At 71.3% G+C, this 25,046-nt stretch carries 26 protein-coding genes; 17 read left to right on the forward strand and 9 right to left on the reverse strand.

The annotated features are described in order from the left end of the window. Window positions 1-18 precede the first annotated feature (18 nt). The 6 genes from AB0C38_RS03275 to AB0C38_RS03300 all read right to left on the reverse strand — a co-directional run bounded on the left by AB0C38_RS03275 (window position 19) and on the right by AB0C38_RS03300 (window position 6,639). Complete coding sequence (locus AB0C38_RS03275) at window positions 19-1,572, reverse strand: ATP-binding cassette domain-containing protein (protein ID WP_360665687.1); 1,554 nt, start codon at window positions 1,570-1,572, stop codon at window positions 19-21. A 243-nt stretch (window positions 1,573-1,815) separates the two neighbouring features. Next, complete coding sequence (locus tag AB0C38_RS03280; RefSeq protein ID WP_360665690.1) at window positions 1,816-2,349, reverse strand: DUF305 domain-containing protein; 534 nt, start codon at window positions 2,347-2,349, stop codon at window positions 1,816-1,818. Beyond that, the gene (locus AB0C38_RS03285) at window positions 2,346-3,101 is read right to left on the reverse strand and encodes a lytic polysaccharide monooxygenase (protein WP_360665693.1); all 756 of its coding nucleotides are present in this window, start codon (window positions 3,099-3,101) and stop codon (window positions 2,346-2,348) included. Before AB0C38_RS03285 ends, AB0C38_RS03280 begins: the two co-directional genes overlap by 4 nt. A 145-nt stretch (window positions 3,102-3,246) precedes the next feature. Further along, a complete protein-coding gene (locus AB0C38_RS03290; RefSeq protein WP_360665696.1) occupies window positions 3,247-3,963 on the reverse strand; it encodes a dienelactone hydrolase family protein in 717 nt (238 codons plus the stop codon). A 45-nt stretch (window positions 3,964-4,008) separates the two neighbouring features. Then, on the reverse strand, window positions 4,009-5,112 hold the full coding sequence (locus tag AB0C38_RS03295) for a globin domain-containing protein (protein WP_360667459.1): 1,104 nt from the start codon (window positions 5,110-5,112) through the stop codon (window positions 4,009-4,011). A gap of 351 nt (window positions 5,113-5,463) precedes the next feature. Then, the gene (locus AB0C38_RS03300; RefSeq protein WP_360665699.1) at window positions 5,464-6,639 is read right to left on the reverse strand and encodes a globin domain-containing protein; all 1,176 of its coding nucleotides are present in this window, start codon (window positions 6,637-6,639) and stop codon (window positions 5,464-5,466) included. Between the two features lie 315 nt (window positions 6,640-6,954). Between AB0C38_RS03300 and AB0C38_RS03305 the strand changes: the two genes are divergently transcribed. The 4 genes from AB0C38_RS03305 to AB0C38_RS03320 all read left to right on the forward strand — a co-directional run bounded on the left by AB0C38_RS03305 (window position 6,955) and on the right by AB0C38_RS03320 (window position 12,368). Beyond that, window positions 6,955-7,440: a MarR family winged helix-turn-helix transcriptional regulator gene (locus AB0C38_RS03305; protein WP_360665701.1), complete on the forward strand. Its 486-nt coding sequence runs from the start codon at window positions 6,955-6,957 to the stop codon at window positions 7,438-7,440. A 100-nt stretch (window positions 7,441-7,540) separates the two neighbouring features. Next, window positions 7,541-8,728: an MFS transporter gene (locus AB0C38_RS03310; RefSeq protein WP_360665704.1), complete on the forward strand. Its 1,188-nt coding sequence runs from the start codon at window positions 7,541-7,543 to the stop codon at window positions 8,726-8,728. 96 nt (window positions 8,729-8,824) lie between these two features. Continuing rightward, the gene (gene clpB, locus AB0C38_RS03315) at window positions 8,825-11,419 is read left to right on the forward strand and encodes an ATP-dependent chaperone ClpB (protein WP_360665707.1); all 2,595 of its coding nucleotides are present in this window, start codon (window positions 8,825-8,827) and stop codon (window positions 11,417-11,419) included. 190 nt (window positions 11,420-11,609) lie between these two features. Then, window positions 11,610-12,368 (forward strand): hypothetical protein, encoded by a 759-nt coding sequence (locus AB0C38_RS03320; protein ID WP_360665710.1) that lies wholly within the window; start codon window positions 11,610-11,612, stop codon window positions 12,366-12,368. Here the strand turns inward: AB0C38_RS03320 and AB0C38_RS03325 are convergent. Beyond that, window positions 12,365-13,048, reverse strand: coding sequence for a hypothetical protein (locus AB0C38_RS03325; protein WP_360665713.1), 684 nt, complete (start codon window positions 13,046-13,048; stop codon window positions 12,365-12,367). The two genes, AB0C38_RS03320 and AB0C38_RS03325, sit on opposite strands and share 4 nt — an antisense overlap. Before the next feature lie 71 nt (window positions 13,049-13,119). Here AB0C38_RS03325 and AB0C38_RS03330 point away from each other — a divergent pair, with 71 nt between their 5' ends. From AB0C38_RS03330 to pyrE, 4 genes are all read left to right on the forward strand, one after another. After that, on the forward strand, window positions 13,120-13,887 hold the full coding sequence (locus AB0C38_RS03330; protein WP_360665716.1) for an SDR family oxidoreductase: 768 nt from the start codon (window positions 13,120-13,122) through the stop codon (window positions 13,885-13,887). A gap of 75 nt (window positions 13,888-13,962) precedes the next feature. Then, window positions 13,963-14,724 (forward strand): ABC transporter ATP-binding protein, encoded by a 762-nt coding sequence (locus AB0C38_RS03335; protein ID WP_360665719.1) that lies wholly within the window; start codon window positions 13,963-13,965, stop codon window positions 14,722-14,724. Then, window positions 14,724-17,171: an ABC transporter permease gene (locus tag AB0C38_RS03340; RefSeq protein WP_360665722.1), complete on the forward strand. Its 2,448-nt coding sequence runs from the start codon at window positions 14,724-14,726 to the stop codon at window positions 17,169-17,171. Before AB0C38_RS03335 ends, AB0C38_RS03340 begins: the two co-directional genes overlap by 1 nt. A 27-nt stretch (window positions 17,172-17,198) precedes the next feature. Then, window positions 17,199-17,762 (forward strand): orotate phosphoribosyltransferase, encoded by a 564-nt coding sequence (gene pyrE, locus AB0C38_RS03345; protein ID WP_360665725.1) that lies wholly within the window; start codon window positions 17,199-17,201, stop codon window positions 17,760-17,762. A 42-nt stretch (window positions 17,763-17,804) separates the two neighbouring features. Here the strand turns inward: pyrE and AB0C38_RS03350 are convergent, their stop codons facing one another. Continuing rightward, complete coding sequence (locus AB0C38_RS03350; RefSeq protein WP_360665728.1) at window positions 17,805-17,990, reverse strand: CsbD family protein; 186 nt, start codon at window positions 17,988-17,990, stop codon at window positions 17,805-17,807. A 159-nt stretch (window positions 17,991-18,149) separates the two neighbouring features. Between AB0C38_RS03350 and AB0C38_RS03355 the strand changes: the two genes are divergently transcribed. From AB0C38_RS03355 to AB0C38_RS03390, 8 genes are all read left to right on the forward strand, one after another. Beyond that, window positions 18,150-18,713, forward strand: coding sequence for an RNA polymerase sigma factor (locus AB0C38_RS03355; RefSeq protein WP_360665731.1), 564 nt, complete (start codon window positions 18,150-18,152; stop codon window positions 18,711-18,713). Next, window positions 18,704-19,303 (forward strand): Asp23/Gls24 family envelope stress response protein, encoded by a 600-nt coding sequence (locus AB0C38_RS03360; RefSeq protein WP_360665734.1) that lies wholly within the window; start codon window positions 18,704-18,706, stop codon window positions 19,301-19,303. Before AB0C38_RS03355 ends, AB0C38_RS03360 begins: the two co-directional genes overlap by 10 nt. Continuing rightward, complete coding sequence (locus tag AB0C38_RS03365; protein WP_360665737.1) at window positions 19,300-19,656, forward strand: Asp23/Gls24 family envelope stress response protein; 357 nt, start codon at window positions 19,300-19,302, stop codon at window positions 19,654-19,656. The genes AB0C38_RS03360 and AB0C38_RS03365 overlap by 4 nt, the downstream gene beginning before the upstream one ends. Further along, on the forward strand, window positions 19,653-19,964 hold the full coding sequence (locus tag AB0C38_RS03370; RefSeq protein WP_360665739.1) for a hypothetical protein: 312 nt from the start codon (window positions 19,653-19,655) through the stop codon (window positions 19,962-19,964). The genes AB0C38_RS03365 and AB0C38_RS03370 overlap by 4 nt, the downstream gene beginning before the upstream one ends. Before the next feature lie 69 nt (window positions 19,965-20,033). Beyond that, a complete protein-coding gene (locus AB0C38_RS03375; RefSeq protein ID WP_360665742.1) occupies window positions 20,034-20,471 on the forward strand; it encodes an Asp23/Gls24 family envelope stress response protein in 438 nt (145 codons plus the stop codon). 25 nt (window positions 20,472-20,496) lie between these two features. Further along, the gene (locus tag AB0C38_RS03380) at window positions 20,497-20,661 is read left to right on the forward strand and encodes a hypothetical protein (RefSeq protein ID WP_360665745.1); all 165 of its coding nucleotides are present in this window, start codon (window positions 20,497-20,499) and stop codon (window positions 20,659-20,661) included. Window positions 20,662-20,772: 111 nt separating this feature from the next. Next, window positions 20,773-21,165 carry a DUF2784 domain-containing protein gene (locus AB0C38_RS03385; RefSeq protein ID WP_360665748.1) on the forward strand — a complete coding sequence of 131 codons (393 nt, stop codon included), beginning with the start codon at window positions 20,773-20,775 and terminating at the stop codon, window positions 21,163-21,165. A 14-nt stretch (window positions 21,166-21,179) separates the two neighbouring features. Continuing rightward, window positions 21,180-21,836: an RNA methyltransferase gene (locus AB0C38_RS03390; RefSeq protein ID WP_360665750.1), complete on the forward strand. Its 657-nt coding sequence runs from the start codon at window positions 21,180-21,182 to the stop codon at window positions 21,834-21,836. Here AB0C38_RS03390 and AB0C38_RS03395 read toward each other — a convergent pair whose 3' ends face one another. After that, complete coding sequence (locus AB0C38_RS03395; protein WP_360665753.1) at window positions 21,837-23,972, reverse strand: molybdopterin oxidoreductase family protein; 2,136 nt, start codon at window positions 23,970-23,972, stop codon at window positions 21,837-21,839. Between the two features lie 72 nt (window positions 23,973-24,044). Between AB0C38_RS03395 and AB0C38_RS03400 the strand changes: the two genes are divergently transcribed. Next, entirely contained in the window at window positions 24,045-25,043 is a 999-nt protein-coding gene (locus AB0C38_RS03400; protein WP_360665756.1) for a glycoside hydrolase family 76 protein, read from the forward strand. Window positions 25,044-25,046: the final 3 nt, after the last annotated feature.

A 25,046-nucleotide genomic window follows, 5' to 3' on the forward strand; every position in this document is an offset into this window, starting at 1 on the left:
CGGGGAGGCCTTCGTGCGTCAGAGGTTCAGCCGGGGCCAGGACGCGAGATCCGCCAGCATCCGCCGGTCGTGCGTCGCGACGACGACCGCGGCCGGGGTATCGCGGATGGCCTCGGTCAGCTCCTCGACGAGCACCGCGGACAGGTGGTTGGTCGGTTCGTCGAAGACGAGCAGGTCCGGCCGCCCGGCCAGGCACAGGGCGAGGTCGAGCCGGCGTTGCTGGCCCTGGGACATGCGGCCGACCGGCGTCCGCAGCGCCTCGGCGTCGAGCAGACCCATGGCCGAAAACGGAACCGCGGCACGCTCGAACAGCTGACGAGCGGTGAGCTCTTCCGGCCACGCCGGGACTTCCTGGCCCACCAGCGCGATCCGCGCGTCGGGAGCCCGCTGGACCGTTCCGCTTGACGGCGGCAGTTCGCCGGCGAGGACCGACAGCAGCGTCGACTTGCCGGCGCCGTTGCCACCCGTGACGAGCAGCCGGTCGCCGCGGTCGAGGGTCAGCGTGACCGGGCCCGCGAGGCGGCCGGTCACGCCGACACCGTGCAGGCCGGCCAGCGACCGGCGGGGACCTGCACCGAAATCGGGCCACCGCAACGACAACGGCGGTTCAGGCACGGTCACGCGGTGTGCCTCCAGCGCCGCCCGCTCCCGGTTGAGCGACTGGACGACGCCGGGGGCGCGGGACTGACGCTTGTGCCTGCCCGTGCCTTTGTCCGGTCGCCAGCCGGTGCTGAGCCGGTCGCGTGCCTGCGTCACCGCGAGCGTGAGCTGCCGGTGGGTGTCCTGCTGCTCCTCGAACTCCTGCACCCAGCGTTCGCGGTCGCGGCGGCGGCCGTCCCGCCAGGCCTGGTAGCCGCCGGCGTAGCTGCGCGGGCGGCCGTCCGGGCTGGGGTCGAGGTCGAGGAACTCGGTCGCGACGTCGCCGAGCAGCGCGCGGTCGTGGCTGACCAGCGCGACGCCGCCGTCCTGGCCGCGCAGGCGGTCGGTGAGGAACGCGAGACCGCCGGCGTCGAGGTGGTTGCCGGGCTCGTCGAGCAGCAGGAAGTCGTGCCGCGCGCCGAGCAGGCAGGCCAGGCGTACGCGGTAGCGCTGCCCGACCGAAAGCGTGCTGAGCTCGCGGGTCCGGTCGGTGCAGGCGGCGAGGGCTTCGAGGGCGATGTCGACGCGGCGTTCGGCGTCCCACGCGTCGAGGCGGGTGGCCGCGTCGAGTGCTGCGGCGTAACGGTCTTCGGCGAAATTCTCGGTCGCCGCATCGAGGGCTCGCAGTGCTTCGTGGGCTTCGCGCAACGCCTCGGTGGTCAGCGTGCCGACGGTTTCGCCGGACCGGAAGGGCAGCGCCTGGCGGGCGACGCCGACCGTGCCCGTCCGGTGGACGGTCCCGTGGTCGGGCGCCCGGAGCCCGGCGAGGACGTGCAGCAGCGTGGTCTTGCCGCGCCCGTTTTCGCCGACGATCGCCAGCCGAGACCGGGCCGAGACGGTGACGCTCACGTCGTGCAGGACCCGGCGGGACCCGAGCGTGACGCCGACGCGGTCCGCGCGCAGGTGGGTGTGTTCGGGCAGGAGGGAGTTCAAGGGATGCTCCGCAGCTCTGGAGGGAGCCGGGCAGCACGAGAGCGGCCGCCCGGCGAAGGCCGGAACGGCGGGCAGGGAAAGAGATCGGTGCGCCGCCGCTAGCGGCGGGTACGCAACCTCGCGAAGACGGCGTAGGAGAACGTCATGATCACGAGGCTAACGTGGCGCTGAAGCACGGCCAAGCGAATAACGCGGACCGCGAGCAGCCCGGCGGGGAGGCTGCTCGCGGTGCGCTGCGGGACGTCACGCCTTGAAGTTCAACAGCTGCTTGACCTCGGCGCTCCGCGACTCGATGACCCGCCGAGCCAGGTCGCGGGCCTGGGCGTTGACTCCGCCGCCCGTCCCGGTCTCCGTCTGGGCCAGCTCGACCGCTCCTTGCTGCTGACCGGTCAGCACGTCGAGGAACTTGCGGGCGAACTCGGCGTCGGGAGCCGTCTTCAGCGTTCCCACCAGGTCCGGCGAGGTCATCTTCATGCCGCCGTGGCCCGCGTGGGCCTGGGGGTTCATGTCCATCGTCTCGGGCTGGGCCCAGTCGCGCAGCCAGCGCTTCATGTCGTCCACTTCGGTGAGCTGCGTCGATTCGATCGCCGCCGCCAGCTCCTTCAGCGCCGGCGGGAGCTGCCGGTCCCTGGCCAGGCGGACGACCTCGATGCCCTGCTGGTTCTGGGGGATCAGCATCTGCAGGAACATCACGTCGGCCGCGTTGTACGCGGGTGGGGCCGCCGTCGCGCCGCAGCCGGTCAGCAGCAGCGCGACGACGGCCAGCAACACTCTCACTGACGCTGCCAGAGGGCAGGCGTGTTCGGCGGCTCCCAGCCCGCGATCGCCGTGTGCGGCTGGAGGCAGCGGTAGCTCGCGCCGCTGTACGTCACCACGTCGCCGGCCTTGTACGCCGTGCCCGCCGCCCACGTGCCGCTCGACGGCGGCGTCGTCGGGGTCGTGGTCGGCGGCCGGGTCGTGGTCGGCGGCGGTGTCGTCGTGGTCGGCGGCGGGGTGGTTCCGCCGCCACCGCCGATCTGGAGGTCGACGCAGCTGTAGAACGCGTTGGCCGTGTCGGAGATGTTCCAGATCGCCAGCACCTTCACCCGGCCGGAATACCCGGCCAGGCTCACCGTGTGCTGCACCGTCGCCGGGGGCTGCTGGCCGTTGCCGTCGAACGACTTGATGAGCGTGTTGCCGATGTAGTACTCGTAGCTCTTGGTGGCGTGCCGGGCGGTGAACACCCAGTTGAACGTCACCGAGGTGCCGACCGACTTGGCCGGCCAGGGCTTCGACTCGTCGGTCAGCTCGGCGAACTGCGCCAGCCCGGCGTTGCAGCTGCGCAGGCCCTTGGGGCCTTCGACGCTCTGGGGTTCGTAGACGATCTGACCGCAGTTCGGGACCTTCCCGGCCTTGCAGTTGGCCTGCCGGCTGGGTGGGTCCGAGACGTAACCGTGGGCGCTCGCGGTGGCGGCGGGGAGGACGACGACCAGCACCGGGGCGAGCAGAGCACCGGCAGCGGCCGCGAAGAGCTTGCGTTTCCAGGTCATTTCGGCTCCTCGAGGGGGAACAGCTTTGTTCCGGAGGGAGGACGAACGAGCACATCCGGGGAAGATGTGGTCTAGACCATAAGGTGATTCGGGCACAACGGTCAACAAACAACAGCCGTTCGGAGACTTCGCTAGCCCGCTCGGCTCAGTGCGAAGGTCGGGCCGGTTGCTGCAGGTGTTCGCCGAAGAACGACGTCACCCGGCGCCAAGCGTCCTCGGACGCCTCGTGGTGGTAGGTGAACCCGATGACCTTGAGCAGCAGGTTCAGCGGCGGCGCGACCTCGATCTTGTTGGCGAACCCGTGGCTCGCGCCGGGGTACTCCTTGACGTCGTGCGGGATGTCACGCTCGGTGAGTGCCGTCTCGAGCTTCGCGGCCGCGCCGCGCAGCGAGAAGTCCTTCTTGCCGAAGCTCCCGACGATCGGGCACGCGTCGTCGAGCACCGACAGGTTCTTCGGCAGCTGCCCGTAGTACGGCGCCGACGCCTCGAAGCCGCGTGACGCCGCGACGAGCGCGAAGCCGCCGCCCATGCAGAACCCGGCGATGCCGATCCGGCCCGAGCAGTCCGCGCGGCCGGCCAGGAGCGCGCGCGACGCCTCGATGTCGTCGAACGTCCGGCCCTGGTTGGCGAACATGTCCGAGAAGACGCGGCGGACGCACCGGCGAAAGCCGCCGCGTGCGTACAGGTCGGGGCTGAGCGCGAGGTAGCCGTCGGCAGCGAAGCGGTCGGTGATGTTCTTCGTGTCCTGGCTCAGCCCGAACGCGTCGTGGATGAGCACCACGCCCGGGTGCGGTCCTTCGCCCGGCGGCTCCGCGAGGTAGCCGCCGATGGTGCCGTCCGAAACCGGAATAGTCATCTCCATATCGGCGAACATAGCGAGAATCCGCCCGGCCTGCCGAGGGGTTCCTCAGTCCAGGGTGAACGGGTCGAAGCGGATGCGTTCGAGGTCGACGCCGACGGTGAGCAGCTTCGCGATCGTCGCCCGGATCATCGGGGGCGAGCCGGAGACGAGGATGTCGTGGTCCTTCCAGGCGCCACGCTGGGTCACGACGTGGGCGAGCGTGCCGCGGTCGCCGCCCGGGATCGCGCCCTCTTCGGTCACCGGGGTGACCGTCAGCCACTTCGACACCGCGGTCAGTCGCCGGAGGTCGTCCAGCGCGTACAGGTCCTCGGGTCTTTTGCCGCCGAAGAACAGGTGCACCGGCGGGTTGCGCTTCCAGTGCGCGAGGTCGTCGAGGATCGAGACGAAGGGGGTGACCCCGGTGCCGCCGGCGATCATCAGCAGCTTCTTCCGGGTGGCGGTCGGGCGCACGTTGAGCGTGCCCATCGCCGGCCCGAGCCGCCAGGTGTCGCCCGGCTTGGTGTGGTTGACGATGGCGCCGCTGACCCAGCCGCCGGGCACCGAGCGCACGTGGAACGTCATCTGGCCGTCGCCGCGCGGCGCGGTCGCCGGGGAGAGGTAGCGCCACATCCGCGGCCGCTGCGGGACCTCCACGCTCACGTAGCTGCCGGCCCGGAAGGGCAGCAGTCCCTCGGTCTGCACCCGCACCATCGCGACGTCGCGGGACAGCTTGCGGTGGTCGAGCACCCGCGCCGACCAGGACGCCGGCCCGGTCTCCGCCTGCGCGGCCTCGCGCATGGTCTTGGCGATGAGCCCGTACGCCGTCGTCCACGCGCACTCCACCTCGGGCGTCCACTTCTGCTTGAGGAACCGTTTCAGCGCGGCCAGCAGCGCGACGCCGACGGCGTCGTAGTGGCGGGAGACGACGGCGAACTTGCGGTGGTCGCGGCCCAGCTGCCCGAGGAAGGTGACCAGCTCGTCGGGCCGGTCGACCATCTGCACCACGTAGACGAGCGCGCGCAGCAACCGGCTGCGCTGGTTCGCCATGGAGGCCGGGAACAGGTCGCGGCAATCCGGCGCGACCACGAACAACGCGCCGTAGAAGTACTGTGCCAGTTCGTCCGCTTTCGGTTCGATCTCCGCAAAACTTTCACGAATAAGGCGGGCCAGTTCGCGACCTTCCACGGCCGAAACGGGAACGGTCTCGGGCGGCGCGGAGATCTTCAGTGATTCAGCACTCATCGGGATTGGTAATCTCCAGTCGTGCAAAGGCTTTTGGCGACGCGCATGCAGCGTCGCTTGTGGCGTGCCGTCCCCGAGGGTTCCCGACTGTAGGCGAATTCCCGTGCAGATGCGCGTGATTCCGCGCGGTCCGCTCGAACGGAGCAATTTCGCCACACCGGGTCAACCCCGTCTGGCGCAGCGTAAAAATGATCACCCGGAAGGTTTACGAGACTCGCGTAACAATTCTCGTGGTTCGTTCGATTTGTGCACCGGACGGGTGCGCACAATGGGAGGTGTCTAGTCGATGGTGAACGGGTCGTACTGGATCTGGTCCAGCGCGCTGCCCGCCACCAGCATGCGCGACACCGTCGCGCGGATCATCGCCGGCGAGCCGGACACGAGGATGTCGTGGTTCGGCCAGGCGCCGTACCGCGTGATCGCCTCGGCCAGCGTGCCCTGCTCGAACCCGGGCACGTCGCCGCCGCGCTCCACCACCGGCGTCACGTTCAGCCAGGGGTTGGTGGACGCGAGCGTGCGCAGTTCGTCGAGGTCGTAGAGGTCCTCGCGGGCGGGTCCGCCGTAGAACAGCCACGTCTTCGGGTTCTCGCCCCACAGTGCGAGGTGGTCGAGGATCGACCGCAACGGTGCGACGCCCGTCCCGCCCGCGACCATCAGCACGCCCCGTGACGATTCGCGGTCGACCGTCAGCCGGCCGAGTGGCGGACCGAGCCGCCAGACGTCGCCGGGCTGGGTGTGGCTGACTATCGCCCTGGACACCCAGCCGCCGTCGATCGCGCGGACGTGGAACTCGATGCCGCCGTCCTCACGCGGTGCGTTCGCCGGCGAGAGGTAGCGCCACAGCCGCGGCCGCTGCGGGACTTCGACGCTCATGTACTGGCCGGGGTGGTAGGGCACGGGCTGGCCGGGCATCAGCCGCACCAGCGCGAGGTCCCAGGTCAGCCGCCGGTGCTCGACCACGGTGGCCTGCCACGACGGCGGGTTCGTGTCGGCCGCGGCCGCGTCCTGCATGGCTCGTGCGGCGATGGTGAACGCCTCGGCCCAGGCGCGTTCGACCTGGGGGGTCCACTCGGGGCCGAGGTGGTTCTTGAGCGACGCCAGCAGTGCGGTGCCGACGGCTTCGTAGTGCCGGGGCACCACGCCGAACTTACGGTGGTCGCGGCCCAGCTGGCGCAGGAACGGCGCGAGGTCGTCGGGCCGGTCCACCATCTGCACGATGTGCACCAGCGCGCGCACCAGCCGGCCGCGCTGGATCTCCATGTTGATCGGGAAGAAGTCGCGCGTGGTCGGCGCGAGGGTGAACAGCATCCCGTAGAAGAACTGGGAGATCTCCGCGATGTACGGCTCGGACTTCGCCCAGCTGTCGCGGATGAGCTGCACCATCGCCACGACGGCCGCGGGGGCTTCACGCGGGGCCGAGGACCTGGGGAACGGGCTGACCGAGTCGGCTGTCATGGGGTGGTGTTCGCTCGCCGGGGACGGAGGGACGACGGCACTCGATCATTCACCGCCGGGCCGGACGCGGTGACGGCAGTTCCGCTCACAGCCGCCTCCTGGGTCCTTCGCCACTACGTCCACCTCGTCACTCACCGGGGCCGCGCGCGGGCCCGTCCGCAGGGTAGCCGTCGACCGCCCTTTTGCCCGCATTGTTGGTCCGACCGGGTGTATTGCGCCCGTCCGCGGCGTGGGCGACCTCACCGGGATGATCCTTGCTCACGCAAGCGATCGGCAATAAGCTTGTATTGCACAAGTAATGGCGGGAGGGGTCCGATGGGCTTCGACGACACCGACGACGACGTCCGGGTCGAGCTCATGCGCGAGCTGAAGACCGCGTCGCAGCTCCAGCACGCCTGGATCATGCAGGCCTGGCAGAGCGAGCCGGGACTGCACCCGGCCGCCGCGATGCTCCTGTCCGACCTCGCGAAGAACGGCGAAGCCAGGCCGTCCGAGCTGGCCAAACGCCGGTTCGTCGACCTGTCGGTGGTCAGCAGGCAGATCACGCAGCTGTCCGCCGCCGGGCTGGTCGACCGCCGTCCCGCGCCCGAAGACGGCCGCGCGTCCCTGGTGAGCGTGTCCGAGAAGGGCCGGGCCGAGCTCACCCGCTGGCGGGCCAACTACCTGGAGTTCATGGAGACGGCCCTCGGCGGCTGGGACGACGAGCGCGTCACCGACCTCATCGGCAGGCTCGCCGAGATGAACGCCGACCTGCGCCGCGCCCTCGGCAGTGCCGCCTGCCTGGCCGACACGACCAAGTGACGCGCGGCGGCCGGGGTAACACCGGCAGTTGCATTTTGCACGCCGGAATGTGGCCGTTCGGTCCTGACTTGGCGGTGTGCCACAGGGTTAACGTCGATTTGTGACGCGTAGCCGGGTCGCACTGCTGTGCGCGTTGGGGATCGACAACTTCGGCTCAGGTTTGTTCCTCCCATGGGCGTTGGTCTACGTGACGCAGGTGGTCGGTGTGCCGCTCGTGGTGGCGGGCACGGCCGTCACGCTCGGCACCGTCGGCGGGCTCGTGGTGCCGCCGCTGGCCGGCCGCCTCGTCGACCGCGTCGGGCCGCGGGCCGTGGTCATCGGGGCCCAGCTGCTGCAGGCCGCCGGCGCGGCCGCGTACCTGTTCGCCGACGGCGTGGGCCCGGTCGTGGCCGCCGCCGTCCTGCTCGCCACCGGCCAGCAGCTGTTCTACAGCTCCCTGTTCGTGCTCATCGCCGACGTCGCGGGCGACGTCCCGAAGGATCGGCCGTTCGCCGAGGTGGGGATGGTGCGGGCCGCTTGCTTCGGCCTCGGTGGGCTGGTGGCGGGCGCGCTGCTGACCTGGCTCGGCACGGCCGGCTACCGCATCGCGCTCGTCCTGGACGTCGTGACGTTCTTCGCGGCCGCGTCGATCCTCGCCCTGTTCGTCCACCTCGCGCGGCCGCACAAGCAGCACGACGAACGGTCCGTCAAGGTGCTCCGTGACCGGCCGTACCTCGCCTTGATCCTGTTCAGCGGGCTCTTCGGCCTTTCGCTCGACTTCTTCCTCATCGGCACGCCGGTGTTCGTGATCGACCGGCTGCACGGCCCGGCGTGGCTGCCCGGCGCGATCCTCGCGCTGCTGACCGTGGTGACCAGTGTCGGCGGCACGCTCGCGCTGCGGCTCACCGCGCGGCTGACCCGGATCGCCGCGATGCGCGCGGGCTCGGCGTTGTTCGCCGCGTGGTGCGTGGTCAGCCTCGGCGTGCTGCTCGTGCCGGAGGGCTGGCGGGTGGTGTACCTGCTGCTCTCGACGCTGGTGTTCGCCGCGGGTGACCTGGTCTTCGGCCCGCGTTCGGGTGCACTGGCCGAAGCCGCGGCACCTCCGGTCGCCCGCGGCCGTTATCTCGCTGCGTACCAATACGCGTTCACCGTGGCGCAGGTGCTCGCGCCCGCGGTGGTCGCGTTGTTTTCGGTGGCCGACTGGTTACCCTGGGTGCTGGTCGGGGCGTGCGCGGGCCTCGCGGTGGCCGGGCTCGGGACGCTGGGCCACCGGTTGCCGGCGAGCGCCGTCGCACCCGGTCAGAGTTGAGCGGAACAGACTCAAGTTTTCGTGCGTTAAGGATAGTGTCAGGTCTCGGTCAGGCCTGTCACCTGGACTTTTGAAGTATCGAGCATGAGGTGAGGGATGGACGCTTTCAACCCGACCACGAAGACCCAGCAGGCGATCTCGTCCGCGGCGCAGGCGGCCACCATGGCCGGCAACCCGCACGTTGCGGCCGCCCACCTGCTGGGCGCCCTGCTGGCGCAGGGTGAAGGGCTGACCGCACCGCTGCTGACCGCGGTCGGGGCCGACCCGGGGGTGGTGCACAAGGAGCTCGAGCCGCTCATCGCGGCGCTGCCGTCCGCGACCGGCGCGACGGTGTCGAGCCCGCAGTTCGACACGTTCGCCGTGAAGTCGCTGACGCATGCGCAGAAGCTGGCGACCGAGCTGGGCGACGAGTACGTCTCGACCGAGCACCTGCTGGTCGGGCTCGCCACCGAGGGTGGCCAGGTCGCCGACCTGCTCAAGCGGCACGGCGCCACGCCGGATGCGCTGCGTGACGCGTTCGTCAAGGTCCGCGGCTCCGCCCGGATCACCAGCGAGGACCCCGAAAGCACGTTCAAGGCGCTGGAGAAGTACGGCGTCGACCTCACCGCGCGCGCCCGCGCCGGCGAGCTCGACCCGGTCATCGGCCGCGACACCGAGATCCGCCGGGTCGTGCAGGTGCTCTCGCGCCGCACGAAGAACAACCCGGTCCTGATCGGCGAGCCGGGCGTCGGCAAGACGGCCATCGTCGAGGGCCTGGCCCAGCGCATCATCGCCGGCGACGTGCCGGAATCGCTGCGCGGCAAGCGCGTCATCGCCCTCGACCTGGGGTCGATGGTGGCCGGCGCGAAGTTCCGCGGCGAGTTCGAGGAGCGGCTGAAGGCCGTGCTCAAGGAGATCACCGACTCCGCGGGCGAGGTCGTCACGTTCATCGACGAGCTGCACACCATCGTCGGCGCCGGCGCGACCGGCGAGGGCGCGATGGACGCGGGCAACATGATCAAGCCGATGCTCGCCCGCGGCGAGCTGCGGATGGTCGGCGCGACCACCCTCGACGAGTACCGCCAGCACATCGAGAAGGACGCCGCCCTGGAGCGGCGCTTCCAGCAGGTGCTGGTCGGCGAGCCGTCGCCGGAGGACACCATCGCGATCCTCCGCGGGCTGAAGGAGCGCTACGAGGTGCACCACGGTGTCCGGATCACGGACGCCGCGCTGGTCGCCGCGTCGACGTTGTCCGACCGCTACATCACCGCGCGCTTCCTACCGGACAAGGCCATCGACCTGGTCGACGAGGCCGCGTCCAAGCTGCGCATGGAGATCGACTCGCGGCCGGTGGAGATCGACGAGGTCGAGCGCGCCGTGCGCCGCCTGGAGATCGAGGAGATGGCGCTCGCCAAGGAAAGCGACGCCGCTTCTCGCGATCGGCTGGCGACGTTGCGCGCCGAGCTGGCGGAGAAGCGTGAGACGCTGACCGCGCTGACCGCGCGCTGGCAGAACGAGAAGGGCTCCATCGAGAAGGTCCGCGAGCTCAAGGAGCAGCTCGAGCAGCTGCGCGGCGAGTCCGAACGCGCCGAGCGCGACGGCGACCTCGGCAAGGCCGCCGAGCTGCGCTACGGCCGGATCCCGGCGCTGGAGAAGGAGTTCGAAGCGGCCACCGCGGCGAGCGAGGCCAGCCAGCAGAACGTGATGCTGAAGGAAGAGGTCGGCGCGGACGACGTCGCGGACGTCGTCGCCGCGTGGACCGGTATCCCGGCGGGCCGGCTGCTCGAAGGCGAGACCGGCAAGCTGCTCCGGATGGAGGACGAGCTGGGCCGGCGCGTCATCGGGCAGAAGGAGGCCGTGCAGGTCGTCTCGGACGCGGTGCGCCGCAGCCGGGCCGGCGTCGCCGACCCCGACCGCCCGACCGGTTCGTTCCTGTTCCTCGGCCCGACCGGCGTCGGCAAGACCGAGCTGGCCAAGGCGCTGGCGGAGTTCCTGTTCGACGACGAGCGGGCGATCCAGCGGATCGACATGAGCGAGTACGCCGAGAAGCACTCGGTGGCGCGCCTGGTCGGCGCCCCGCCGGGGTACGTCGGGTACGACCAGGGCGGGCAGCTGACCGAGGCCGTCCGGCGCCGGCCGTACTCGGTGGTGCTGCTCGACGAGGTGGAGAAGGCCCACCCGGACGTCTTCGACGTGCTGCTGCAGGTCCTCGACGACGGGCGGCTGACCGACGGCCAGGGCCGGACGGTGGACTTCCGCAACACCATCCTGATCCTGACGTCCAACCTCGGCTCGCAGGCCATCGCCGACCCGAACCTGGACGAGCGGCAGCGGCGGGACGCGGTGCTGTCGGTGGTCCAGCGGCAGTTCAAGCCGGAGTTCCTCAACCGGCTCGACGACATCGTCGTGTTCCACTCACTCGGCACCGAGCAGCTGACGTCCATTGTGGACATCCAGGTGGCCCGGCTGGCCGCGCGGCTGGCGCAGCGCAGGCTGAACCTGGAGGTCACCGCCGGCGCCCGCGAGTGGCTCGCGCTCAACGGCTTCGACCCGATCTACGGCGCCCGCCCGCTCCGGCGGCTGGTCCAGTCGGCGATCGGCGACAAGCTGGCGAAGGAGCTGCTGTCGGGCGAGGTCCGCGACGGCGACACGGTGCGCGTCGACATCCCGGACATCGAAGCGGGCGACGGGCTGACGGTCGAGCGCGTCTGACGCCAAAGCCGTGAGGGCCACCTTGAGGGACATAGAGTCCCTCAAGGTGGCCCTCACGCCTTTCCGGCCGTCCAAAGTGGCTTGAGATGGCGATTTGTCGACCTGGCGACGGGGAATTGGTCCGAACGGGCCCGGCGACACGGGTACCGGCGATCATCTCTTCGGCGTAGCAGGCGATACCCTGCACGGCGTGGGTATTCCGGCGTGGATCTGGTTCGTCATCGCGGCCGTCGCCCTGGTGGCGGGCCTCGGGCTGCTCGCTGCCGACCGGGCGAAGGAGGGCTCGCGCAACCGCGAGCGCATGCGCTGGGCTCAGTTGCGCGGCTGGCAGTTCGTCGAGGAGGACGAGCGGCTGCCGCAGCAGTGGTCCAACGGCGCGATCGGCTACTTCGGCGCGGACGCCGCCGTGAACGTCGTCGCGGGGTCGACCTTCACCTCCGATGGCCGGCGGCCCGTGTTCATCTTCGACATCGAGTCCGAGGGGCAGATCCCGGCCGTCGTCGTCGCCGTGCGCTGCAACAAGAAGCACCGGATCCCGATCGAGATGTGGCTGTCCAGCGTGCCGTTCCAGCGCGCCGACATGCCGGAGATGCTCGGCCCGATCGGCTCGCGCTACGCCTTCGCGGACGACGCCGACGGCGCCCGCGCGGTGATCACCCAGGAACTCGTCGACGCTGCGGACCAGCTCGGCGGCGACGTCGGCGTGGCCTGGCTCGAGGCCGAGTGGGTGCTCGCCAGCGTCGTCCCGACCGCCGGCCCGTCACGGCTCGAGCGCCTGCTGCGCGACCTCGGCGAGATCGCGGACATCGTCGACCCGTTCGACGAGGACTACGACGCGGGCCGCCACCAGGCGAGCGCGCCCATCCCGTCCATCGGCGGCACCCCGCCGACCCCCGCCGCGGGGACGCCGGTCCAGCACCAGCCCGTGGACCCGCCGGCGCAGGACTAAAGGGACAGCACCTGCTGGTCGGCCACGCTGACGGCCGCCGACGGGTGGTGGTCCAGCGCGCCCTGGACGTGGACCACGTGGTCGACACCGAGGTCGCCGCTTAACGAGCCCGATGACAGGCTGTGGGACGCCTTGACCAGGCCGGATGCCGGCCCGAGCTGGCCTCCCAGCTCGTGCTTCTGCCCCACGTCGAGGACGCCGGCGAAGCTGCCGATGACGTGCTGCTCGGACGCCGTGCCGACCGCGCCCAGCTGGCCGAGGTCGACGGCTTGCCCGGACGAGTGGCGGGTGGCGACCCCGCCCGTCAGGTCTCCCGCGAAGAGCCCGGTGTCGAGCTGTTCGGCGTTCTCACTGAGGACGTCGACATCCTTGGCCAGCCAGACGCCCTGGTGAGCTCGTTCGACGACGCCCACGCGGTCGCCGCGCGTGGCGACGGCCTCCGTGAGGTCGGACGCGAGCCGGGCGTCGCCGAGCTGCTTGACGACGACGTCGCGGCGGCTCGCGGAGAGCGTGTCGTCGTCGCTGTCGAGGGTGGTCGTGTGGCGGTGGTCGAGGGGCAGGGTGAGTTCGGCCGGGGCCGCGAGCACGGTCGCGGGGGCCGCGAACAGGAGGGCCACGGGCGCCGCGCCGGCGGCGATCTTGGGCAGGTAGCCGCTCTTGCGCCTGCTGTGCTTACCCATGATCGGGACGATAGCCCGGGTGTGAAACGCCTGCACCCCGAGGCCCTGACCTGTGGGTATCGTTCACCCACATGACCACCACCGCTGTGATCACCGGAGCTACCGCGGGCATCGGCGCGCAGTTCGCGCGCACGCTCGCCGCCGAGAAGTACGACCTCGTCCTCGTCGCCCGCGACACCGCGCGCCTGGAGGCCTACGCCGCTGAGCTGCGGGAAAAGCACGGCGTCGGCGTCGAGGTGCTCCCGGCCGACCTGTCCGAAGTGGACGGACGGACGGCGGTCGAGGAGCGGCTCGCGGCCGGTCCGGTCGACCTGCTGGTGAACAACGCCGGGTTCGGGCTGAACGGCGACTTCTGGACGATCCCGCCGGACGCGCTGCAGCGCCAGCTCGACGTCAACGTCACCGCCGTCCTGCGGCTCACCCGGGCCGCGCTGCCCGGCATGATCCAGCGCGGTCACGGCGAGATCATCCAGGTCAGCAGCGTCGCGGGGTTCTTCAGCGGCCGCGGGTCGACGTACACGGCCAGCAAGAACTGGGTCACGTCGTTCACCGAAGGCATCGCCGCGTCGCTGCCGAAGGGTGTCCGGATGATGGCGCTCTGCCCGGGTTTCACCGCGACCGAGTTCCACCAGCGGGCCGGCATCGGCAAGCCTGGCCCGAAAATCGCCTGGCTGGGTGTCGAACAGGTGGTCGGCGAGGCGCTCACGGACCTGCGCCGCGGCAAGGTGATCTCGGTGCCGAGCCTGCAGTACAAGGCCGTCGTCGCGATCGGCGGGCTGCTGCCGCGCGCGGTGCTGCGCCGGATCAGCGGCGGCTTCGGCGGCAAGGGCCGCACCTGAGTAGGGCTGTCCCTACCCCGGAAACGCGCGTCTGCACCAGGGTGGTCCGGGCGCTACCTCCCTAGCGTTTTCCCCATGACAACTGGGTGGAACGAGGCAGCCGACGCGGTCCGGCTGGAGGCCGTGCGCAAGGAGTACGGCGAAGGCGTGGTCGCGCTGGACGGGGTCTCGATCGCGTTCCCGCGCGGCGGGTTCACCGCGGTGATGGGCCCGTCCGGTTCGGGCAAGAGCACGTTCCTGCACTGCGCGGCCGGGCTCGACCGGCCGACGTCGGGCCGCGTCGTGCTCGACGGCCAGGACCTCGCCGGCAAGAGCGAGACGTACTTGACGAAGCTGCGGCGCGACCGCGTCGGCTTCGTCTTCCAGGCGTTCAACCTGCTCCCGGCGCTGACGGTCGAGCAGAACGTCGTGCTGCCGCTGCAGCTGGCCGGCAAGCGCCCGGACAAGCGGCTCGTGGCGCGGATCCTCACGCACGTCGGGCTCGACGGGCGCCGCAAGCACCTGCCCGGGCAGCTGTCCGGCGGGCAGCAGCAGCGCGTCGCGATCGCGCGGGCCCTGGTCACCGACCCGGCCGTGCTGTTCGCCGACGAGCCGACCGGCGCGCTCGACACCAGCACCGCCGCCGACGTGCTCGGCCTGCTGCGCGAGTCCGTCCGGGCGTCGGGCCAGACGGTGATCATGGTGACGCACGACCCGGTCGCCGCGTCCCACGCCGACGAGGTCGTGTTCCTGGCCGACGGCCGGATCGCCGGCCGGCTGGCCCGGCCGACCGCGGCCGCCGTCGCCGAGCGGATGACCCACCTGGGCGCCTGGGACCGGATGGCGGTGCGGGCCTGATGTTCATGCTGGCACTGCGCACCCTTCGCCTGCGCAAGGGCGCCTTCCTGGCGACGTTCGTCGCCGTGTTCTTCGGCGCGCTGATCGTCTCGGCGTGCGGCGGCCTGATGGAGACGGGCATCCGGTCCGAGACGCCGGTGCAGCGGCTGGCCGCCGCCCCGATCGTCGTCGGCGGGCAGCAAACGCTTGCGCTGCCGGAGGACGACCCGGCGACCCTCGACCCCGACGACAAGCACAAGTTCAAGAACGCGACCCTGCCCGAACGCGTCCGCGTCGACGCCGCGCTGGCCGACCGCCTGCGCGCGGTCCCCGGCGTCACGAACGTCGTCGGCGAGGTCAGCTTCCCGGCGCAGGCCGGCGCCGCGAGCGCCCTCGGGCACGACTGGGATTCCGCCGCGCTGACGCCGTACACGCTGAAGGGCGAAGCGCCGAAGCCGGGCGAAGTCGTGGTCGACGCCGGGCTCGGGCTCGCCGTCGGGGACACGGTGCCGGTCGCCGCGCACGGCAGCGTCGGCGAGTACCGGATCTCCGGCATCGCCGAAGCGCCGCAGGCCATGCGGGATTCCGCGCTGTTCTTCGCCACTGCCGACGCGGAAAAGCTCTCCGGGCACCCGGGTCAGTTCGACGCCATCGGCGTCTTCGGCGGGGACGCCGCCGCGGTGTCGGCCGTGGTCGGGGACGCCGGGGTCGTGACGACCGGCGCCGACCGTGGCGGCCTCGAGTTCCCCGAGGTGGGCCAGAGCGGCGAGAACCTCATCATCCTGGCCGCCGTCTCCGGCGGGCTCTCGGCGATGGTCATGGTGTTCGTCGTCGCGGGCACGCTCACGCTGTCGACCCAGCAGCGCCAGCGCGAACTCGCGCTGCTGCGGGCGATCGGCACGACCCCGCGCCAGCTGCGGCGGATGGTCCTCGGCGAGGCGCTGGTCGTCGGCCTGCTCGCGGTCGCCGCCGCGGTCGCGCTCGGGCCGGTGCTCGGGAGGTGGCTGTTCGGCGAGCTCGCGGCCAACCACGTCGTCCCGGACGTGCTGCGGTTCGAGCAGGGCTGGCTCCCGGCGACGGTCGCCGCGGGCGCGTCGCTGCTGGCCGTCGTGGTCGCGTCCTTCGTCGCCGGCCGGCGGGCTTCGAAGGTCCGCCCGACCGAGGCGCTGGCGGAAGCCGCTGTCGAACGGCGCTGGCTGACGCCGATCCGGTTGATCACCGCGATCCTGTGCTTCGCGGGCGGGACGGCGCTGGCCATCGTCACGGTCGCCGTGATGACCGGCCCGGTCGCGGCCAGCACGGCCGGTCCCGCGGTGATGCTGTGGGCGTTCGGGCTCGCGGCGATCAGCCCCGGTGTCACCAAGGTGACGGCGGCGCTGCTGCGCTGGCCGGTCCACGCCTTCAGCGGCGTCACCGGCCGGGTCGCGCTGCTCAACACCCGCGTAGGTGCGGTGCGGACGGCCGGCGCGGTCACCCCGATCATGCTCGCGGTCGGCATCGCGACCGCCAACATCTACCTGCAGACCACCCAGGAAGCCGTCTCGAACCAGGCGTACACCGAGGACCTGCGGGCGGACGCGGTCGTCGCCGGGCCGGCCGGGCTCGACCCGTCGGTGCTGGGCCGGGTCACCGCGATCCCGGGTGTGGCGGGTGCCTCGGAGTACGTCACGAGCACGGTGTTCGTCGACAAGCCGTACGACTCCAACCAGGACGACGACGGCTGGCCCGCGCTCGGCGTCAGCGAGCTGACCGGGAACGCCGTCGCGTTGCCGGACACGCTCGGCCGTCACGTCGGCGACACGCTGTCGCTGCGGCTCGGCGACGGCACGCCGGTGGACGTGCGGGTGACCGCCGTCGAGAGCCAGCGCCCCGGGTTCGAACGGCTCGTGCTGCCCGCGTCCCTGCTGGCTCCGCACACGACGCTCGGGCTCGCCCCGCAGCTGCTGGTGCGGGCGGCCGAAGGCGTCGACACGGCGACGCTGACTTCACGGCTTCGCGAGGCGACGGCCGGAATGCCGGTGATCGTCGGTGATCGTGACGCGCTCATCGCGGCGCACGCGAAGGGCAACGAGATCGGCGCGTGGGTCAACTACCTGCTCGTCGGGATGATCATCGCGTACACGGTGATTTCGGTCGTCAACACGCTGGTGATGGCCACCTCCAAGCGGCGTCGCGAGTTCGGGCTGCAGCGGCTGAGCGGGTTCACCCGCGGCCAGGTGCTGCGGATGGCCGGCGTCGAAGGCGGGCTGATCGCGACCATCGCGGTGCTGCTCGGGACGCTGGTCTCGGCGGGTTCGATCGTGCCGTTCTGCCTGGTGGTGAGCGGATCGCTGCTGCCGTCCGGGCCGATTGCGATCTACCTGGTGGTGCTCGCGATCGCCGTGGTGCTCTCGCTCGTCGCGATCCTCGTCCCGGCCTGGGCGGCGACGCGCGGGCGTGCGGTCGACGCCACATCCATCGGTGAGTGAGAACGGCCGTGTGTAAGACTCTCGGCCGTGGCGTACCCCGGGTTGGATCAAGCGGCGAAACTCGAACTGGCCAGGCTGGTCACCGATCTTTCCGTGGTGCACGGAAAAGTGACCCTGGCGTCCGGCAAGGAAGCCGACTACTACATCGACCTCCGGCGCGCGACGCTGCACCACGCGGCCGCGCCGCTGATCGGCAAGCTGCTGCGCCAGCTCACCTCGGACTGGGACTACGTCGCCGCGGGCGGGCTGACGCTCGGCGCCGACCCGGTCGCGCTGGCGATGCTGCACTCCGCGGCCACCGACGGGGTCGTGCTCGACGCGTTCGTCGTCCGGAAGTCGGTCAAGGAACACGGCATGCAGCGGCGCATCGAGGGCATGGAGGTCCGGGGGCAGCGCGTGCTGGCGGTGGAGGACACGTCCACGACCGGCGGCAGTGTGCTCGAGGCGGTCGCGGCCCTGCGTGAAGCGGGTGCGAACGTGATCGGCGTGGTGACGGTGGTCGACCGCGACACCGGGGCGCGAGAGGCCATCGAGAAGGAAGGCCTGGAGTACCGCTACGTCCTCGGCAAGGACGACCTCGGCCTGGACTGACCGGCCGGCCGGGGACCGCCGTCGCGGTCCCCGGCCCCGGGTTCACTTCTTGAACAGGTCCTTGGCGGCGTCCTTGACGTTCTCGACCGCGCCCTTCAGCCCGGCCTTCGCCTGGTCGGCCTGACCTTCGGCCCGCAGCTGCTCGTCGCCGGTGGCCGACCCGGCCGTCTCCTTGGCCTTGCCGCTCAGCTCCTCGGCTTTGTTGCTGATCTTGTCGCCCAGCGACATGGGGTACCTCCCGGTCCGGTGGCGCCCCGGCGGGCGCCCTGGTGCCGTGAAGACCACCGAGGCGCGTGATCGTCACGGACTCGCCCCGGTGACGCCCGTCACCCACAATCAGGCCGTGACGTTTCCCGCGCGCCCGTGTCCTCCTTCCGAGGAGGTGCCGTGACGACCAGCGCGGAACCCGGTACGCCGCTCGATGACGCGACCCTCGTCGGCCGCGCGCGAGACGGTGACGTCCGGGCGTACGAGCAGCTCGTGCTGCGTTACCAGGGGCCGATGTTCCGGCTCGCCGTGAAGATGCTCGCGCACCGCGGTGACGCCGAGGACGTCGTGCAGGAGGTGTTCCTCAACGCCTGGCGCAAGCTCGACCAGCTCGGCGAGGACGCGGCGTTCGTCGGCTGGCTCTACCGGGCCACCACGAACCGCTGTCTCAACGCGATCCGCGCGCGCAGGCCGCAGGCGGACGTCGACCTGGACACCGCCGAGTCGCCGCGGGCCGACCTCCAGCCGGAGCGGGCCGCCCAGGTCAGCGGCCAGCTCGCGGCGTTGAACGCGGCCCTGGCGCAGCTGACGCCGGAACAGCGAGCGTGCTGGCTGCTGCGCGAAGTGCACGGCCGGTCCTACGACGAGATCGGCGAAGTCGTCGGCGCGAACGCGACCGCGGTCCGCGGCCGGATCGCGCGGGCCCGGGCCCAGCTGGCGGAGGTGATGAAGCCATGGCGATGACGGACTACGAGCTGCCCTGCGAACGCGACGTCGAGCAGGTGTGGGAACGGCTCGACGCGGTCGGCGCCGGACTGGCCGACGAACACGAACTGACCTGCCCGCACTGCCGGGCCGCGCGCGAAAGCCTGCTGGCCCTGCGCGAAGCCACCGCGGAACTGGTGGCCGAGGACGACGTGCCGCCGGCCTTGTTCGGCCGGATCATGTCGGCGGTGCGGGCCGAGGTGCGGCGCGGCTCGATGGTGGCGCTGCCGACCCCGGAACCCGGGATCGTCGAGATCAGCGAACAGGCTGTCGCGGCCGTGCTGCGGTACGCGGCGGACACGGTCGACGGCGTCCGGGCGCGCCGCTGCAGGCTGCGGACGGGCGCGGACGGCCTCGTCGAAGTGGAACTCACCCTCGCGGTGAGTGTCCGGAACGCTACCGGCGGTGAAGCGTTGGCGCTGGTGCGGGAGCGGGTGACCGCGGCGGCCGCGGCCCGGGTGGGCCTGACGCTGGCGAAGCTCGACCTGCTGGTGGACGACATCTTCGAGGAAGACGCTGCCGGGGAAGACACAGTCGCGGAAGACACCGTCGGGGAGCCAGGGGAATGAGCGTGGACTACGTCATCGCCGATCCGGTGATCGCCAGTGTGGCGGCGCGGGCGGCGATCGGCACGGCGGGTGTGGTGCGGCTCGAACCGGGCCTGCGTGGCCTGGTGACGGCGTGGACGCGGGCCGCCCGCCAGCGCTGGAAGGGCCTCGACCCGGCGCCGGCGGACGGCGTCCGGGTCCGCACGACCGACGGCCGGGTGACCGTCGAGATCGACCTGGTCACAGCGTCGGCCGACCAGGCCGCGGCGGTGGGCCGGGCGGTGCAGCGCGCGGTCGCGCGGTTCGTGACCGAGCAGACCGGCCTGGTCGTCGACGAGGTTTCGGTGTCCATCATGGACATCGAGGACCGGTGACCGGGACCGAAGCCGTCGAGAAGATCGTCGGCGCCCTCGCAGCGGTGGACGGCCTCCGCCCGGCCACCCCGGTTTCCCCCGGGACGACGTGGCTGCCGGTGGACTGGGCCGGGCAGGCGGTCGACCTGTCGCCGGAGGTCGTCCAGATCCGCCTGATCGCGACGCGGCTGCCGATCCCGCCGTTGCTGGACCTGGCCGCGGCGGTGGTGCGTCCCGTGCTGGTGGGGACGGAGTGGGAGAACGCGCGGCTGCGGCTGGTCGTCACCGACCTCGACGGCGCGGCGTTCGCGAGACCCACGTCACAGTGAGCCTCTCCCGTCCCGCGGGTCCTTAGCTACGAAAAGCCTTGGGGCTCAGGACATTCAGGGAGGATCTCCATGACCGTGACGGCCGAGAAGACTGCTGAGACTTCTAAAACTGCCGCCCTCGTCACCAAGCAGGGCACGACCACGATCGCCGACACCGTGGTGCAGAAGATCGCCGGGCTCGCCGCGCGCGAGGTCAGCGGCGTGCACGACCTCGGGGGCGGCGCGGCGCGGGCGTTCGGGGCCCTGCGTGACCGCATCCCGGGCGCGTCGGCCAGCGCCGGCCAGGGCGTCGCCGTCGAGGTCGGTGAGAAGCAGGCGGCCGTCGACCTGCAGATCCTGGTCGAGTACGGCGTCGCCATCGCCGACCTCGCGCGGTCCGTGCGCCGCAACGTCATCACCTCGATCGAAGGGATGACCGGGCTGCAGGTCGTCGAGGTGAACATCAACGTCAGCGACGTCCACCTGCCCGGCGACGAGGAGCCCGCGCCGAGCGAGCGGGTGCGCTGACCCCGCCCGGCGTACCGTCGAGGGCATGGACGAGCCGGCGAAGCCCGACGAGCAGCCGGAGCGGCCCGGGCACCAGCCGCCGTGGAAGAAGCCGCCCGAGCAGTACCCGCACGAGGAGCCGACGAAGTACCCGGCAAAACGCCCACCGGAATTCCCACCGGGTGTAACTCCTCCGTCACCGCCGGGGTGAACGGGTTGCTCCGGTGGGTTAAACATCACACGCCTGGGCATTCTTAGGGGCAGCCGAACTGGATCAGCGGAGTAAAGTCGCTGGTAGGGGGTTCGGTGAAGGGGGCGTGTGGTGGCGAAGTTCTTGGCGGAAGTTACTGTCGCAGTACACCTCTTGGCCTTGCTTCTCATCGGTTTCGGCGGATTCATCGCCTGGCGCTGGCCGAAGCTGATCTTCGTCCACATGTTCGCCGTCGCCTGGGGCATCCTGGTCAACGTCGCGCCGGTGCCGTGCCCGTTCACCGCGCTGGAGAACTACTTCCGCCACCAGCAGGGCCTCGGTGACCTGCCCGGCGGGTTCAACGCCTACTACCTGTACGGCACGGTGTTCCCCCAGTCGTGGTTGCCGGCGATCGGCGTCGTCGCGATCGCGGTGGTCGTCTACTCCTACGTCGGCGTCTACCACCGCTGGCGCCACCGCGACCACAGCGAGGACGCCCGGACGCACCGGGTGCGTCTGGGCTAGGCGACAATCGGGGGGTGAGCACCTCCCCCGACGCCGGACCCACCGAGTGGGTCAGCCGCGAAGAGGTCGGCGTCGGCCCGTGGCCGGGTGCCTGGCCGGCGGACGAGCGGTACGACCCGGACCTGCTGCGCGACGGCGACCGCCGCAACGTCGTCGACGCGTACCGCTACTGGCGCCGCGAGGCGATCGTGTCCGATGTGGACCGCCGACGGCACCCGTTCCACGTCGCGATCGAGAACTTCCAGCACGACCACAACATCGGCACGGTGGTCCGCACGGCGAACGCGTTCGCGGCGGCGGAGGTCCACATCGTCGGCCGCCGCCGCTGGAACCGCCGCGGCGCGATGGTGACGGACCGCTACCAGCACCTCCGCCACCACGACGACGTCTCCGGGCTGACTTCGTTCGCTGACGAGCACGGGCTGGCGGTCGTCGCGGTCGACAACACGCCGGGGTCCGAGCCGGTGGAGACGGCGTCGCTGCCGCGTGAGTGCGTGCTGGTGTTCGGCCAGGAAGGACCGGGCCTGTCCACGGGCACGCAGGAAGCGGCGTCCCTGGTGGTGTCGATCGCCCAGTTCGGGACGACGCGCTCGATCAACGCGGGCGTCGCGGCCGGGATCGTCATGCACGCGTGGGTCCGGCAGCACGCCGATCTGTCGACGGCCTGGTAGCTACGCCGGCGCGACCTCCACCGGGATCCCGTTCAGCACCGAAGTCCCCGACGGCACGTCGAGCAGCGTCTCGTCGGTGACCAGGTTCGAGTTGACGCCGGGGTTCGCCTGCGCCACGCGGGTGCGTGAGCCGTCGGCGTCGTGGCCCCAGCCGTGCGGGATGCTCACCACGCCCTGGCGGATCTCGTCCGTCACCTCCACCGGCACCTCCAGCTTTCCGGCGCGCGAGGTCACCGACGCCAGCGAGCCGTCGGTGAGGCCCAGGCGCGTCGCGTCGGCCGGGTGCACCAGGACCGTACAGCGGTTTCCGCCGCGGACCAGGGGTTTCAGGTTGTGCATCCACGAGTTGTTCGAGCTCAGGTGCCGCCGGCCGATCAGCACGAGACCCTCGTCGAGCGGGCGGTCCAGCTCGGCGCGCAGCCGCGGGACGTCGGCGGCGATCGTCTCCGACGCCAGCTCGATCCGGCCGGACGCGGTGCACAGCACCTCGGGGATCCGCGGCTTCAGCGGCCCGAAGTCCATCCCGTGCGGCGCGGCTTCGAGGTCCGCGAGCGTGACGTCGTAAGGGCCGGCGCGCAGCAGCAGGTCGACCAGCCGGGCCGGGCCGGTGCGGTCCCCGGTGATCTCCAGCTTGTTCCGGCGCGCGGTCTCGCCGGCGACGAAGTCGTCGAGCGCCGCGACGTCCGCTTCGGGGCCCTGACCGGTGACGATGCCGGTGAGCCGCAGCATCGTCTCCCACTCCTGCGGCAGCTTCGACGGCAACGTCGCCGGCGTCCAGTTGGCGACGTTGCGCACCGAGAGCTGGTAGAAGGCCAGGTCGAAGTGCGGCCGTTCGAGCGGCGACGGCCCGGGCAGGATGACGTCGGCCTGGCGCGACGTCTCGTTCAGGTAGACGTCGACGGAGATCATGAAGTCGAGCTGCCTCAGGGCTTCGCTCAGGCGCCCGGCGTTCGGCGTGCTCAGGCAGGGGTTGCCGCTGACCGTGATCAGCGCGCGGACCTGGCCGTCGCCCGGGGTTTCGATCTCGTCGGCGAGCGTCGCGACCGGCAGCTCGCCGACGACCTCGGGGTAGCCGCGCACGCGGCTGTGCCAGCGTCCGACGGCGAACGGCCGCCGGTTGCCGGTCGGCTGGCACGCGGCGAGCGGGAACATCGCGCCGCCCGGCTCGTCGAGGTTGCCGGTGAGCACGTTGAGGACGTCGACCAGCCAGCTCGCGACCGTGCCGAACGTCTGCGTCGTGGTGCCGATCCGGCCGTAGACCACGGCGTTTTCGGTGGCCAGCTCGAGGGCCATCCGGCGGATCTCGGCGGCGTCGATCCCGGTCCGCGGGGCGACGGCCTCGGGAGTGAAGGGCTGAGCCAGCTCGCGGACGTCGTCGAGACCGTTGAGGTGGGTTTCGAGCCTGCCAAGCCGCACGCGGTTCTCCGCGAACAGGACGTTGACCAGCGCGAACAGCAGCAGCGCGTCGGTGCCGGGCCGGATGGCGTGGTGCTCGTCGGCGAACTGCGCGGTGCGCGTGCGGCGCGGGTCGACGACGACGATCTTGCCGCCGCGCTCGCGGATCCCGCGCAGCCGCCCGCGGATGTCCGGCGCGGTCATCAGGCTGCCGTTCGAGACGAGCGGGTTGGCGCCGAGGATCAGCAGGTGCCGCGTGCGGTCGAGATCGGGCACGGGGATGGCGAGCGGGTCGCCGAACAGGGTGCCGGAGGAATAGTGCTTCGGCATCTGGTCGACCGACGTCGCGCTGTAGAAGTTCTTGGTGCCCAAGGCTTTGTAGAGCACGCGGCTGTAGAGCGTCAGCGCGATGTTGTGCACGCCGGGGTTGCCCGCGTACACGGCGACGGCGTCCCGGCCGTGCTCCTCGAGGATCGGCGGCAGGCGCCGGTCGATCTCGTCGTAGGCCTCCTGCCAGCTGACCTCGACGAACTCGCCGTCGCGCTTGAGCAGCGGCGCGGTCAGCCGGTCGGGGTCGTGGTGCAGCGCGCCGAGCGACGCGCCCTTCGGGCAGATGTAGCCCTTCGAGAAGACGTCGTGCTCGTCGCCTCGCACGCGCGTGACCTGCTGGTTTTCGTCGAGCGTGACCTCGAGCCCGCAGGTCGCCTCGCACAGCGGACAGGTGACGTGTGCCGTGGTCATGAGTACCTCGCAGGCCGTCGGGGTCCTTCAACATACCGAGCGGTATGTCGATGGGCAAGGCAGGATTGCGTCATGGACGTCTCGGCCGCCGAACGCGCGGTGACTGCCCGGCACCTGCGGCGGGTGTGGGGGCTGCCGTCGACGGTGCTGGGCCGCAGCCGCTGGCCGGCGTCGCTCGACCAGCGGCTGCACTGGCATTGGAACTACTGGTGGCAGGCCCATTTGCTGGACACGCTGGTCGACGCTCAGCTGCGTTCGCCCACGCCCGCGCGGCTGGCTTCGATCCGGTCCTTCGTGAGTTCGGTGCGGCTGCGCAACTTCGGCCGGTGGACGAACGAGTACTACGACGACATCGCGTGGCTCGGCCTTGCGCTGCAACGGGTTTCGTCGCTGGGGATCGACGTCGGCCCGGCGGTCGCGGCGATCGACTCACAGCTGCTTTCGGGCTGGACGCCGGCGGCGGGCGGCGGAATCTGGTGGCGCCGGGGCGACGACTTCAAGAACGCCCCGGCCAACGGCCCGGCGGCGATCTTCCACGCCCGGTCGGGGAACCGCACGCGCGCCCGCGAGATGACGAACTGGCTCACGTCCACTTTGGTCGATCCCGTGACCGGCTTGGTCTGGGACGGGATCCGGGCGGACACGGGCGAGCTGGTGAAGCACATCTACACGTACTGCCAAGGGGTCTACCTCGGCGCGTGCCTGGAGTTGTCCGAAATGGACAATGCGGCCCGGACGGTGCGCGCGGTGGCGGAGCACTGCGCCCCGGGTGGAGTGCTCCGCGGCCAGAGCGGCGGCGACGGCGGTCTGTTCGCGGCGATCCTGGCGCGGTACCTGGCCTTGGCGGCGCACGCTCTCCCCGGCCCGGAGGCCGAGGTGGCGCGGTCGCTGGTGCTGACGTCGGCCGAGGCGTGCTGGTCCGGCGCGACCGATGCGCCCGAGGGTCCGCTGTTCAGCGCGTTCTGGGACCGGCCGGCGCCGGGACTGCCCCTGCCGGAGGACGTGCCGGAGCGGGACATGTCCGTCCAGGTCGGTGGCTGGATGCTGCTGGAGGCCGCCGCGACGCTGTGAGCG

The sequence above is a fragment of the Amycolatopsis sp. NPDC048633 genome (assembly GCF_040650695.1).
Lineage (GTDB): Bacteria > Actinomycetota > Actinomycetes > Mycobacteriales > Pseudonocardiaceae > Amycolatopsis.